This is a genomic window from Hominisplanchenecus faecis (assembly GCF_020687205.1).
GTDB lineage: Bacteria > Bacillota > Clostridia > Lachnospirales > Lachnospiraceae > Hominisplanchenecus > Hominisplanchenecus faecis.
In genome coordinates, this window is sequence record NZ_JAJEQE010000072.1 from 1 (window position 1) to 12,319 (window position 12,319).

The following is a 12,319-nucleotide window of genomic DNA, read 5'->3' on the forward strand; positions in this document are numbered from 1 at the left end:
GAATATATGGCTCTCATTCTCCAGAATGGTGGCTCTCAAAGTCCGGACAGGTGGCTCAAAGAGCCCCGGAATAATCAACAATTTTTCTAAATCTGCAATTCCGATTTACCTTCACCTTATTTTACCATAGTGCTTTCTAAAATGCTATTCTAATATATACAAAAGTATAAAAGAGCGATCTCTTCTCTCACACTCACACATAAAGGAATTGAAGAACTGGATTTTGAGACACGAATCCGTAAGCGAGATGAACTTTTAGCACAGAAATTTTCCAATAACGAACAGAAATAGTATCATAACAGTATCACAGGCAGATATGCGAAGGTTTTCATTTTCTTCCCATACCTGCCTGTTTTTAATTTATTCGCTATTCTTTACAGCCTTATTTTAATCTTCTGTTCAACAGAAAAACCCCGGAAACCTTACGGTTCCGGGGTATCTTACGTTTGGACACAACGTTATCTTACGATAACAAATCTATATTCAGATTGTATTACTCGATGATTGTAGCAACACGTCCTGATCCTACAGTACGTCCACCTTCACGATATCAGACTGGTGTATTGCAGTGTGCAAATGGTGATTTTTCGTATGATTTGCGTGGGAAAATCCGGATTTTCCGCTGTGTCCGTGTGGTTTTTGGAGATTTTGTTATCATAGTGTTATCACCAAATGTAAGGTGCTCTTATTACGCACTCTGTGGCAACATCTTTTTAATTTCTTCTACTTCACTTCCTGGAAGCGAACCATTTTTGTAGATATATGTAATAAATTGATTTAATCCCTTTTCCTCCAAAGCAGAAACATATACGCTGTTTTCTCCAAATGCTTTTATCAATTGTTTTTTGAGTTCAAATAATATCTCCAAATTATTATAATTTTTTTCTACTAAATCTTTTGATAAAAGATATATTTTTTTCAGTCTAGCTATTACCTCATTACTTCGCTCTTCTATATTTTTTTCATTAAATCGATCATATTTTTTTGCAAAATTAACCAAATAGGGAATATTACTCTCTAACAATTTATTCTTCTTTTTATCATAAGAAGAATTTTTCATTACCCCATTTAATTCATCGGGACAGACCAGCAAATTTCCTAAAGAATATCTTACATCTTCATTAGGATCATCATTTAGAACATGTTCTACATTAAATTTTGAGAAATCATACTGCGCGTATTTATTTATTTCTTCTTCTAAAACTAGCGGTTTCAAAAAATATACTAATAGCTTTGAAGAAATATTTTTTCTGTTAGTTTTGTTTGAATATACAATATTTTTTAATCCATTTTCCAAAACATTTTCTTTACTGTAATATGTAGAATATTTCTTTAAAAATTTAAGTATTGCAAATTCAACTCTTCTATTTTCACTAGACTTATAAATTTCATTAGATAATATATAAACGTCTCCATCTATTTTATTACTTGATCCATTGTCCAAATTAAATGTTACCCAGAAATTTCGCAACATCATTAAATATTGATGGTAACTATCTATATCTAATATTTCTTCTGCATATTTCATCTTTAAAGCAAGTAAAACCGATCTTACCTGCCTATTCCGTTTTAATTTAAAATATTCATATACTTCTTTTTCTATATCATCGCCTACTACAGAATCAATTCCATAATAATATTCTGAACCCTGTATAAAAAAATCAAAGAATTTTGGTAAATCTTTCTGATTATTTTCTCTCAATTGTTCTTTTGTAATTTCAAATAATTGTTCCTTTTTCAATCTATTTTTGTAATGCCAACAACGATACATGTGTAAATAATAATCATCTAAATCCACTTTCTCTAATCGCTGTTCCAAATCTCCCCATTTAGTTTTATATGTATCTAAAAGGGATTTAGGCTTTAAGTACTTAAACAAATAATTTTTTAACAATTCAATTTGCTTTAACTTTACTCCACGCGCATTCAATATTTCGAAAATATTATATACTTCTTCTTCCTGCATTGATGAAATCGTTACAACGCGTGTCTCCAAAAATTGTTTTGTTAATGTTGCAAGTTCTTGAAAATTCAACTTTTGAAAATCTGTCACAAAAAACTTAAAAGCTTTTAAAATAACACTCGATTCTTTGCGCTGACTTGCGATAAGATTATGATACTTTTCTAAATCACTCTTATATATATCCATCAAATCTTGATTCAATTCAACAAATTCTTCATATCCATTTTCAACTTTAATGCTATCAGCATTTCCAAGTGTACGATTAATAATCAGATCTTGTAAATATGCAATATTACCATCGCATTGCTTTTTTATGTTAGTATCGGATGTACTATCCTTCATATTTTTGAAGCAAAAAATCAACGAAAAAATAACTATCTGAAGTGTTAAAATTCTTTGCTGTCCATCAATTATGGCAACCATTCCTCCACTTGACTGTTTCCTTTCAAATACCATACTGCCAATAAAATGACTCCAGTCTGGCGTTACCTCTGCACAATATCGAATATCTTTTATTAATTGTCCCCAGTGCAATTCTCTCCAAACATAATTTCTTTGATATCTTGGTATAAAAAAGATATCATCATTTTTAAACAACTGGGTAATATTTTGATCTAATACTTCAAATGCCATTATTTTATCCTCTTTGTCCACAACTTTTTCTAAATGTACTTTATTTTCACACCTATAGTCTTACTGAAGCTCCGTAAGAACTTCTCTCCATCTTGTCAAAACTTCTTTTCCAACGATAAGTTCGTCTATAAGTCCCATATTAAGCGTATCAATAAATCTGCACAAATAGGATTTCCCTTGTCCCCAGAAAGTATAATGGCTATCAATAAACATTACATGATATACTTGCTGCCCGGTTCTATCGTATATTTCGTTGAATTCATATCCATCAAGTTCTGCTTCATATACAGCATCTGCAACTCTACTTCCAAATGACTTTGAATAATAATACTCTTTTATTTCCCACACTATCTTAGGATTATAAATCGAAGGATATGCTCCATCAAACCTTCTTGAAGATGCTCCAATGATCTTTCTATTATTCAACAGATACACAAGCCCTCTTGGATCTGGATTAAATTCCTCATCTCCACCAAGCATTTCTTCTGCTATCATGGTAATAATTGCGGTAAAATAATTTACTTTTTTGATCTCTTTACGTTGTTTGTTCATAATCAGCTTACATTTATATTTTCCGCTATTTCTCATTTCTTCAAATATCTGCTTAGCCTCATCAACATCCATCAAATTTTTCTCAATCGTATTATTTAACAAGTCAGCTCTCATATTACAATATAAGACAGCTTTGTTAATTCTATCCGGAGAAACTTCAATATTCTCTTTGTCGCATAATTTCTCTATTTGCTCTACTGTATAAGTTAAAACGATTCCTTTTCTAGAATATCCCAATTTTTCGCTAATAAATCGTATAAAAAACCAAAACGATTTATCTTCTCTTCTAAATTCCTTAAATGCCTTCATATTGCTCCACCTCAATAAATAATTCCGACTTCTTCACTTGCAATGCATGCGCAATTTTATCTATATTTTCCAAAGAAACATTACGCTTACCAAGTTCTATGTCACTTATATATGTCCTATGTAGTCCGCATAAATCGCCTAGCTCTTCTTGTGATATTTTCTTATCTTGTCGTATTGCTCTTACTGCTTTTCCATAAGCGACACGTATTTCTTCCTGCATTGCTTGACACCTCCAACTAGTTAAATTATAATAGCACTGTAGACTTTGAGTCTACAGACTATAAGTTACATGTGAGGTTTGAGCAATGTCCAAAGTACCAGCATTATTAAAGTGGATCGGAAATAAGCAACGCTTTGCCGAAACCATTATTTCATATATGCCCGAACAATTTAATAACTACTATGAACCATTTTTGGGGAGTGGTGCTGTAATGGCACAATTACTATACCAAAACAGTACAACCAGCACCCCTAGGTTTACTCATTCATATGCCAGCGATATCTTACCATTTTTAATTGATATTTTTAATATCGTCAAATATGAGCCGCAGCAAATAAAAAATTATTATTCAAAGGAAATTGAAGATTATTATAAAGATCCTAGTAATAAATACAATGAAATTAGAGATAGATTTAATAGCAATCACAATGCTCTTGATTTCTGTCTTCTATCACGTACATGCTACTCCGGAATAATTCGTTTTCGAAAAGCAGATGGGTATATGTCCACTCCCAAAGGTCCACATAACCCTATCAAGCCAGAAACCTTTTCAAAAAGAGTAGATTTATGGCATGATCTTATAAAAAACTCGACTTTTTCAACTATGTCATTTGAAGAATGTATGGATAAAGCACAACCTAGTGACGTAGTTTATTGTGATCCGCCATATACTCATAGTCAAAGCATTATTTATGGTGCTCAAACTTTCAATATAGAAACATTATTCAATAAAATAGCTGAATGCAAAGCCAGAGGTGTTTATGTAATGTTATCAATCAATGGTACACGTGAATCCAACAAAAAAGATATTTCTATCACACCACCTATAGATTTATTTGAAAGAGAAATTTTTGTTAACTGTGGTACCTCTATGATTGATCGATTGCAAAACGCTGGTCAAACCATGCAAAACGAAGTTGTTCATGATAAACTGCTTCTTACTTGGTAGATAATTTTTCACAAAGGAGATACTCGACACTCGTCCCGTATCTCCTTTGTGAATATCTCTATTTTTCCAACACGAATATATATTCATGTGCCAACATTAAAAATGTTTTTTCTATATTATTCCAATATTCTGTAGCTTTGCAATTATGCTGTTCTTTTATAATAATTTCTTTAAGTTTAAATCCAGCATCAACGAATTTTTGCATAGAATTCATGCCCAGTGGTAGCACATAGCCTTTTTTCCGTATATCTCCAATCATAAATGCACATATTCCTTGCTTTTTTAGTACCCTATATGATTCTTTTGCAATCTGTTCCAGTTCCTGCAAAAAATCCTCATATTTTAAATGAGAAATATCTCCTGGTATTTCTTTACTATACCGTATAATATCTGCATATGGTGGGTGAGTACAGATAAGATCTATACTTTCGTCTTTTATAAATGATAAATTGTTTGCATTTCCTTGTTTGGTGAATATTTTTGATTTTTCTTGATAAGTAAAATTTAGATTTGTGTTAGATAATTTGACAGCCTCAGAATTTATATCAACGCCAATTGCATTTCTTCCCAATAACTTTGCTTCAATCAACGTTGTGCCACTGCCTAAGAATTGATCTAGTATCCAGTCTTTTTTCTTTGAATACCTCAAAATAATATTTCTAGGAATATACGGAGACCAGTTCCCTCTGTATTTTCCTGAATGTGTAGCCCAATTTCCCCTTTCAGGAAAAGACCATATTGTTGTATCTTCTAATTTGAATCTTTCTGGTGTTTCTCTTATAACAATCGCTCCCTTCTTTTTTGCTCATTATACTTCCACATTGTTTATTTGTCCATGAAAAATCTCCATCCAAATATTAATTATCAATAAATATTTGAACAGAGATTCCTTTTGCATTATAAATATATTATTTCTTTCAATGCTATTTCTTCAGCATTTGCTTTGATATTATTCATCCTTCTCACCCATTCCATCTGATTCTGCGTCTTTAGTTCTTCCGTAACGCCCCACCGTTCAGCCATCTGCTCCGCCAACATCTCAACTTTTTCTCTGACCTCTTTATCAATTTGATTCAAATGCTCCGTCAGTTTCCCGGTCAGTACCAGATATTGATACCTGGCACTCCTGTGTTCCTTCAAAAACTGTTTTCGCATTATTCCATACTTCCCATATGTAGGTTCTTCCTCATTGATTTCCAGGTCTGGCAGATAATAATCTCCATGCAGTGTGTAGTTCAGTCCGTTCTTTTCATCATAAATCTGTTTCTTCATATTCTTACAACTCCATTCCTCTGTACTTTGCTTTATTCTTCTTAATTTTTGCATTGTGTTCTTCACTTCGTTCTCTTGCCCATTGTATACGGTCACCTATTTTTTTCGGCATCTGCTCTTTCTGTTTTTTCGCTTCAAGTTCCGTCTGCATCCGGATATCGTCCTGCACCAGTCGTTCTACCATATCTTTCCCCAACATGCGTAAAAGTCGGTTATACCTGTCTGCAATTCCCTGCAGCATTTCTTTCTCACCAGACAATTTCTGATAATCTTTCTGAACTTCTGCCAGTTCCTTTTTTGTTTTTTCATGCTCTTGCTTTTTCTTCTGAAACTTACTTTTCCAACTATCTCTTTCTCTTGTGAGTTCTTTCACCTGTGCAGCCATCGCACCGATTTTGTTTTTCATTTCAATGAATAATGGTTTTATTTTCTTATCCCGGTAAGTTACCGCACGTTCCAATGCTGTAGCTTCCGGCAGAAATGTTTTAATCATTCCATATTCTTTTATTTCCTTACTGACATTATCCATCACTGGTTGCAGGAATTCTCTTCTGTCCTCCAGTTTTTTCAATTCCGTTTCTGCTTTCTCCGCACGTTTTTCCGCTATCTCTTTATCTTTCTGGAACTGAATTTTTTCTTCTTCCAGTAGCTTAATATCTGCCCTTGCGTCCGCAATCTGAGAAGTCAGGCCTTCATTCTCTGCTGTCAGATTTTCTTTTTCCTGCTCCAGTTCCTGCACTTCCTTTTTGCGTTCCTTTTTCTTGAAATTGTAAACATCCAGATGCTCTTCATGTGTGCCTTTCTGTTCCCATTCAATTCCATGTTGTATTGCGATTTCTGCCAGCACTTCTTTTTCATGATTTATCCACTGATTCAGTTCTGTATCATGCTTATTTCCACCTTGAAATCCAAGACTTTTCAATGCCTGCTTCAGCGAAACTCTGGTATCCATTCCTTTTCCCTTCCAGTTGGTCACATAAGGCACAAAGTCAATATGCAGATGCGGAGTAGCTTCGTCCTGATGCAGATAGCAGTTAAATACCCGAAGTGACGGATTCCTTTTCTGGAAGTCTTTCATATATTCATCCAGTACCCTTACGGCCAAATCTCCTTCTGTCGTGCCAACTGCCATATCCTCACGATTACCAATTTGAAATATTACTTCATGGAACAGCTTCTCCTGTTTGCCCTGTCGGATTTTTTCATAATAATTTGCAATCTGCCGGTCCTTTCTTTTCCCGACATTATATCTCTCAACCGCATCGTCAAACAGCTCTTTATAAACTTCCTTCAGATTCTCATTCTTATAACAAATGTTCAGTTGTACTCTGTCCGGATCTACATTTTCTGCTACAAAATCCCGTCTGTTATGAGCCAGTGAACCGGCTCCGATCATGCCACTGATTGTTCGTTTCATCATAAATTTTCTCACCTCTTTTCTGTTTGAGTGCCAGATATGGCACATAATTTTTATTTACGCCAGACATGGCGATATTTAAGAAACTTTCGCCGGATACGGCGGTTTTGTTACTTTTGTCAAAAGTAACGCAAAAGCACTTTCGACAGCCGTACCGTCCATCAAAAGTCCCCTTGCGCCCTGCCGGGGGCATAACGTCCTTATGGACGTCTGTTCTGCACCGACCGAAGTGGATCATAGATCTGTTTATTCTGGTATCCTCGCCTGCACATATTCCAAATCTCCACAATAAGGCGTTCCCACCAGATACCATTCTCTTGCCAGATTCATCTCCATTCTGGTCTGTACCCATTCATCATCTACCAACACTTCCAGTCCTTCTCCACAGTGAAATCCTGTATCAATCCATAAATCCGATGCTAATAATCCATATCTACCATTGCTGCTGTTATATCCTAATCTTCCCTGTTTCATCATTTTCTGCTCCTTTCCAGTCTGTAAACGGAATTTGTAAACGGAGTTCAAAAGATTTTAAAAGTTAACGTTTTAAGTTTTTTCTTCAAGTTCCGTTTACATCGTTTACAATAATCTTTACTCAAACGGTATTTCCAACTGTTCCGGTACTTCTATAAATCCGTCTTTATCTTTCTTCACCGAATCTTCCATCCGTTTCCATGACCGCTGTATTCCATATTCCTTTCCGAATCGATGTGTACCATGTGGTTTCCAGCATACAATCGCATTGTTCATAATATTGGCAATTTCTTTACCTTCCCACTGTTTCATTTCTCCGATTCGATGTAGCACTTCATCGAACAGAATTCTTGTACATACATAATCGTCATCATAGTCATCAAGAAATGCCTGTATGATTCCGGCATTGGTATCCTCCGGCATAAATTCTTTCTGCAGACGCTTTGCCTCTTCTTCAATTTCCTTTGTAAATCCTAAGAACACATTTCCCTGGCGATACAGTACCATTGCCTCTGCCCAGGCCTGTTCGATATAGGCTTTGCTCTCTGCCTCATTGTCAAGAATATGAACTTCTGCTTTCGACATATCTGTCATCACCGGAGCAAATCGTCTGTTTCCGGTTCTGTCCAGAGGAAGAAAATTCAGATCATTTGATGTTCCGCAAAATACACACTGTCTCGGTCTGTCTTCCGGGTGAACTTCATAAGGCACTTTATAAGTTTCTTTCTGTCTGCTCAGAAACGACTTTATCTGTTCAATATTCTTTGCTGTGATAGTTGCCTTCATTTCTCCCATTTCGATAATCCAGTGGTTCTGCAGTTTTCTGTAAATATTTTCATCGTCCAGATGATCCAGATTGTCGCTGAACCATTCTTCTTTTATCGCTAGATATTTGAAAAACGTGGACTTTCCGGCTCCCTGGCTTCCAACCAGACACAGCATAATATCATATTTTATTCCCGGTTCATAAATTCTTGAAATCGCTGCCAGCATGTGCATTTTCATTACTCCGATTGTATATTTGCTCTTTTCTGCTCCCAGAAAATGCGGAAGCATATTTTCTATTCTTGGAATTCCGTCCCAGACCAGACTCTCCAGATAATCCCTAATTGGGTGATATTTATTTTCATTGGAAACAATATCTATTCCTGCTTTGATCACACGCTCACTTGTCAGTTCATAATTTTCTTCCAGATACATCTTCAGATTATTTTCATCAGTATCTGTAACCGTAGGACTGTTATTCCTCCGCTCCCAGGGAACCTCTTTTACAATGTCCATTCTTCCAGAAAGTTCATTTCGTTTAATCGCTTTTTTCAATACCGGATCATTTTGAAGTACGGTTACACAATTTCTAATTGTCTGCTTTGTTCTTCCTTTATCCGTATGCTCCAACATATTATTGACATCTTCTGTTGTAAGCATCTCCTCGTTCACAATATCTTCTAATTCCATCAAGGACTCCTCGCTGATATTCGTTAATTCTTTCTTCAATTTTTTCAACCTCCCTTCTCTTCATCTTGAAAAACTCTACAATCTCTTCTCCTGTTCCAAACATCAGCACGTCCAGATAGTCATTTATCTTTCTTTCATTTGCCAATGCCTCCGTAAATAATTCGTGCCACTCTTCATCTGGTTCTGGTTTGTAAATCTCTTTCCAGAACTGAATCCATTTCAGATATCTGATCAGCACGTCTGTTGCATGTTTCAACCACTGCTCCAGTTTTTCTCTGATCATCACAACTTTAGGTTTCTTTGATATCAAAGTATTCCTGCTTTGGTGCGTCCTTTTGTATTTGTTTCTGTCTTCGATTTTTATATCCAGTCCAAAATCTTCTATCATCTTTTTCGCAGCTTCATACTGTGATATTCCAAATAACCTTGCTGTAAAATCTATCACATCACCGCCCACTCCACATGCAAAGCAGTGATATATTTTATCTACCTTCATACTTGGGTGTCGGTCTTTATGAAACGGACAACACGCCATTCCATTTCTTTTTACTTTTATCCCGTAATGCTCCGCAGCCTGTCTGGCTGTCACACATTCTTTTACCTGTTCAAATAATGTCACTTCTACCTCCTGCCCCTCCGGGCAAGTCTTTGATGAACAGATATTCGGGAATTGTTGTGTTTATCAATTCGTGATATACTTAATCTGTCAAGATGGTATATCAGTAAATCTGATTATCAGAGAACTTGCTCAGATATTTTGTCTGGGCTTTTTCTTTTTGTCTGTCAGTAGTCATAGCTTTTGCTCCTTACACAAATCTCCTTGTAGGAATAATAATGATTTCAAATTTGCTTCCGTCCTCTAATTCAAGAAGAATCACATAATCTGAATCCCGATCCGGTAAAATGGAACTTATTTTCAGCTTCTTACTGTAGTTAATTGCATCAAATATTTTTCCAACTACTTTCTTTGTTTTCATTTGCTTCTTTTCCTCCGTATTAACGTTTATTGTCCAGCATCTCAGCAACTTTTTTCTGCTGTGACGGGTACAGATGCCCATAAGTGTTCAATGTCATCTGAATGTCTTTGTGCCCCAGCCTTTCCTTGATAATCAGTGGTTCTACGCCCTGGTAGATCAGATATGCCACATGGCTGTGACGGATATCGTGCACTCTGATTGGTTTTACACCGGTCAGTGTTTCATATTTCTTGAGCCGTTTCTGCAGTGTTCTCGCCACAATCGGGAACAACCGCTGATCTTCCGGAAATCCATAATGTTTCTTCGCATACTCCTGCACCTCTTCCTTAAGAAAATTGGGAATATCAATGGTACGGACTGAATTCTCTGTTTTTGGAGTATCAATCACATCTCTTTTCCTGATCCGGTTATATGTCTTATTGATATGCAGGAGATTTCCACTCATATCAAAATCTGAAAGACTCAATGCCAGAAGCTCTCCTTCCCTGATTCCTGTCCAGAACAGAATTTCAAATATCAGATAATCTTCACTCCCCGGCTCAATCCCGGCGATAAATCTGTCATATTCTGCTTTCGTCCAGAACTCCAGCTTATTTGCATCCGATTTCCCCATCTTTTTTACTTTCTTACATGGATTTTCCTTCAGATTGTAAATTTTCTGTGCATGATTAAACAGTGCATTTAACTGATTCTGAATCATACGCTCATAAGTCTTGCTGTAACCTTTTTCCTGAATGGTGTTCTGCCACTGGATAATCTCTGCCGGTGTAATTTCATTCATTTTTCTTGTTCCAAAATACGGAACAATGTGCTTGTTCATCATGTGCTGCTTGTTACGGATTGAATTTTCTTTCAGTTCATTCTTTTTATCTTCAAAATAGACTTGAATAAAACTGTTCATCTCCATTTTCATATCCGCCGCAGTTTTTCTTATGAATTCCTTTTCATAATTCAATGCTTCTTTCTTAGTCTTGAACCCTCTTTTCAGCTTCTGCGTTTTCTTTCCTGTCCAGTCAACATAACGGAAGCTCACATACCAGGTTCCCTGTGTTTTGTCTTTGTAAGCTGACATCTTAAATCCTCCCTCATACTGCTCTCTGAGAGCATCCATAAAATTTTGTTTCCCAGTAGGGACGTGGAATCTTTCCACGAACTGCCACATATCCTTCTTTTGCCAGTTCATCGTTGAGTTGCTTTAGAATAGAATATGCTTTACTGCGTTTCACTCCTAATTCTTCCATGACATCATCAACAGTCATCATATAATTAGTTCTCATATTGTCCTCCTTTCAAGTCACTTTTGTGACTCTTTCGTCGTTCTCTTATAATAATTCACTTTTGTGAATTTGTCAATAAACATTTGCGAATTTATTTTTCCCATTCCATACCTATTGCTTGCGTATCGGCAATTTGTTAAATCTCACTCTTTTGTATCATTCACTTTTGTGCTAGAATAGAAGCACAAATATTATTAAGGAGGCAGCATTATGATTGGTAAAAAAATCCGGGCATTCCGGGAATTTAGAGGATACAGTCAGATACAATTAGCCGAGCTGTCCGGCATTAACGTAGGAACGATCAGAAAATATGAACTGGGAATCCGGAATCCAAAACCGGATCAGTTAGAAAAGATAGCAACTGCACTGGGATTAAATGTAAGTGTTTTTCTGGATTTTAATATTGAAACAGTCGGAGATGTACTCTCCCTGTTGTTTTCTATTGATGATTCAGTGAATCTCTCACTTGCTGAGACACCTGATCAGAAGGTTTCACTGACGTTCGATAATCCTACAATGCAGGACTTTTTCAGGAAATGGTGTCAATTTAAAAATGTCTATGAAAAGGAAAAAGCTGAAATATTAGCTATTGAAGATAAAGATAAAAGACAAGAAGAACTGGATAAGCTCAACGCTACCCAAGAAGAATGGAAACTACGTGCCATGGGAACTACGATAGGTTGTCATACCATCGTTAAGAAGGGCACTGAAGGTAATGACATTAAGACGTATGATCTGACTTAAGACGGTGTGAAATTTTTTCTGTAAATTTAGATCTTCTATGATAATTATGGCGGCTTAACAGCGGTTTCTGCGGTTAA

The 12,319-nt window shown here is 35.9% G+C and carries 14 protein-coding genes; 2 read left to right on the forward strand and 12 right to left on the reverse strand.

What is annotated here, in order from left to right:
* Positions 1-688: 688 nt before the first annotated feature.
* From LKD42_RS14125 to LKD42_RS14135, 3 genes are read right to left on the reverse strand one after another with little or no spacing between them, the layout of a single operon-like run.
* On the reverse strand, positions 689-2,596 hold the full coding sequence (locus LKD42_RS14125) for a DUF262 domain-containing protein (RefSeq protein ID WP_248836070.1): 1,908 nt from the start codon (positions 2,594-2,596) through the stop codon (positions 689-691).
* A gap of 60 nt (positions 2,597-2,656) precedes the next feature.
* On the reverse strand, positions 2,657-3,457 hold the full coding sequence (locus tag LKD42_RS14130) for a DUF7687 domain-containing protein (protein WP_248836071.1): 801 nt from the start codon (positions 3,455-3,457) through the stop codon (positions 2,657-2,659).
* Positions 3,444-3,677, reverse strand: a complete 234-nt coding sequence (locus LKD42_RS14135) for a helix-turn-helix domain-containing protein (RefSeq protein ID WP_118540533.1) — start codon at positions 3,675-3,677, stop codon at positions 3,444-3,446. The genes LKD42_RS14130 and LKD42_RS14135 overlap by 14 nt, the downstream gene beginning before the upstream one ends.
* Positions 3,678-3,762: 85 nt before the next feature.
* Here LKD42_RS14135 and LKD42_RS14140 point away from each other — a divergent pair, with 85 nt between their 5' ends.
* The gene (locus LKD42_RS14140) at positions 3,763-4,626 is read left to right on the forward strand and encodes a DNA adenine methylase (RefSeq protein ID WP_248836072.1); all 864 of its coding nucleotides are present in this window, start codon (positions 3,763-3,765) and stop codon (positions 4,624-4,626) included.
* Positions 4,627-4,684: 58 nt separating this feature from the next.
* On the opposite strand, the gene LKD42_RS14145 is transcribed toward LKD42_RS14140, so the two are convergent.
* The 9 genes from LKD42_RS14145 to LKD42_RS14185 form a co-directional block, all read right to left on the reverse strand.
* Positions 4,685-5,413 (reverse strand): TRM11 family SAM-dependent methyltransferase, encoded by a 729-nt coding sequence (locus tag LKD42_RS14145; protein WP_248836079.1) that lies wholly within the window; start codon positions 5,411-5,413, stop codon positions 4,685-4,687.
* A gap of 110 nt (positions 5,414-5,523) precedes the next feature.
* Positions 5,524-5,898 (reverse strand): TnpV protein, encoded by a 375-nt coding sequence (locus LKD42_RS14150; RefSeq protein ID WP_248836073.1) that lies wholly within the window; start codon positions 5,896-5,898, stop codon positions 5,524-5,526.
* 4 nt (positions 5,899-5,902) lie between these two features.
* On the reverse strand, positions 5,903-7,318 hold the full coding sequence (locus LKD42_RS14155) for a plasmid recombination protein (RefSeq protein WP_283095024.1): 1,416 nt from the start codon (positions 7,316-7,318) through the stop codon (positions 5,903-5,905).
* Between the two features lie 243 nt (positions 7,319-7,561).
* Entirely contained in the window at positions 7,562-7,789 is a 228-nt protein-coding gene (locus LKD42_RS14160; protein ID WP_117753950.1) for a DUF5348 domain-containing protein, read from the reverse strand.
* A gap of 117 nt (positions 7,790-7,906) precedes the next feature.
* Positions 7,907-9,244: a virulence-associated E family protein gene (locus tag LKD42_RS14165; RefSeq protein WP_248836075.1), complete on the reverse strand. Its 1,338-nt coding sequence runs from the start codon at positions 9,242-9,244 to the stop codon at positions 7,907-7,909.
* Complete coding sequence (locus LKD42_RS14170) at positions 9,189-9,863, reverse strand: CHC2 zinc finger domain-containing protein (protein ID WP_248836076.1); 675 nt, start codon at positions 9,861-9,863, stop codon at positions 9,189-9,191. The genes LKD42_RS14165 and LKD42_RS14170 overlap by 56 nt, the downstream gene beginning before the upstream one ends.
* 187 nt (positions 9,864-10,050) lie before the next feature.
* A complete protein-coding gene (locus LKD42_RS14175) occupies positions 10,051-10,221 on the reverse strand; it encodes a hypothetical protein (protein WP_009243121.1) in 171 nt (56 codons plus the stop codon).
* 19 nt (positions 10,222-10,240) lie between these two features.
* Positions 10,241-11,293: a site-specific integrase gene (locus LKD42_RS14180; RefSeq protein WP_248836077.1), complete on the reverse strand. Its 1,053-nt coding sequence runs from the start codon at positions 11,291-11,293 to the stop codon at positions 10,241-10,243.
* Positions 11,294-11,306: 13 nt separating this feature from the next.
* Positions 11,307-11,498 carry a helix-turn-helix domain-containing protein gene (locus LKD42_RS14185; RefSeq protein ID WP_009243123.1) on the reverse strand — a complete coding sequence of 64 codons (192 nt, stop codon included), beginning with the start codon at positions 11,496-11,498 and terminating at the stop codon, positions 11,307-11,309.
* 210 nt (positions 11,499-11,708) lie between these two features.
* Here LKD42_RS14185 and LKD42_RS14190 point away from each other — a divergent pair, with 210 nt between their 5' ends.
* On the forward strand, positions 11,709-12,242 hold the full coding sequence (locus tag LKD42_RS14190) for a helix-turn-helix domain-containing protein (RefSeq protein ID WP_248836078.1): 534 nt from the start codon (positions 11,709-11,711) through the stop codon (positions 12,240-12,242).
* Positions 12,243-12,319: the final 77 nt, after the last annotated feature.

What these genes read in the sequence shown, in the direction of transcription:
- LKD42_RS14125 (WP_248836070.1), bottom strand. Translation starts at nt 2,596, where the DNA reads ATGGCATTTGAAGTATTAGATCAAAATATTACCCAGTTGTTTAAAAAT.
- LKD42_RS14130 (WP_248836071.1), bottom strand. Translation starts at nt 3,457, where the DNA reads ATGAAGGCATTTAAGGAATTTAGAAGAGAAGATAAATCGTTTTGGTTT.
- LKD42_RS14135 (WP_118540533.1), bottom strand. Translation starts at nt 3,677, where the DNA reads ATGCAGGAAGAAATACGTGTCGCTTATGGAAAAGCAGTAAGAGCAATA.
- LKD42_RS14140 (WP_248836072.1), top strand. Translation starts at nt 3,763, where the DNA reads ATGTCCAAAGTACCAGCATTATTAAAGTGGATCGGAAATAAGCAACGC.
- LKD42_RS14150 (WP_248836073.1), bottom strand. Translation starts at nt 5,898, where the DNA reads ATGAAGAAACAGATTTATGATGAAAAGAACGGACTGAACTACACACTG.
- LKD42_RS14155 (WP_283095024.1), bottom strand. Translation starts at nt 7,318, where the DNA reads ATGATGAAACGAACAATCAGTGGCATGATCGGAGCCGGTTCACTGGCT.
- LKD42_RS14160 (WP_117753950.1), bottom strand. Translation starts at nt 7,789, where the DNA reads ATGAAACAGGGAAGATTAGGATATAACAGCAGCAATGGTAGATATGGA.
- LKD42_RS14165 (WP_248836075.1), bottom strand. Translation starts at nt 9,244, where the DNA reads ATGGAATTAGAAGATATTGTGAACGAGGAGATGCTTACAACAGAAGAT.
- LKD42_RS14175 (WP_009243121.1), bottom strand. Translation starts at nt 10,221, where the DNA reads ATGAAAACAAAGAAAGTAGTTGGAAAAATATTTGATGCAATTAACTAC.
- LKD42_RS14180 (WP_248836077.1), bottom strand. Translation starts at nt 11,293, where the DNA reads ATGTCAGCTTACAAAGACAAAACACAGGGAACCTGGTATGTGAGCTTC.
- LKD42_RS14185 (WP_009243123.1), bottom strand. Translation starts at nt 11,498, where the DNA reads ATGAGAACTAATTATATGATGACTGTTGATGATGTCATGGAAGAATTA.
- LKD42_RS14190 (WP_248836078.1), top strand. Translation starts at nt 11,709, where the DNA reads ATGATTGGTAAAAAAATCCGGGCATTCCGGGAATTTAGAGGATACAGT.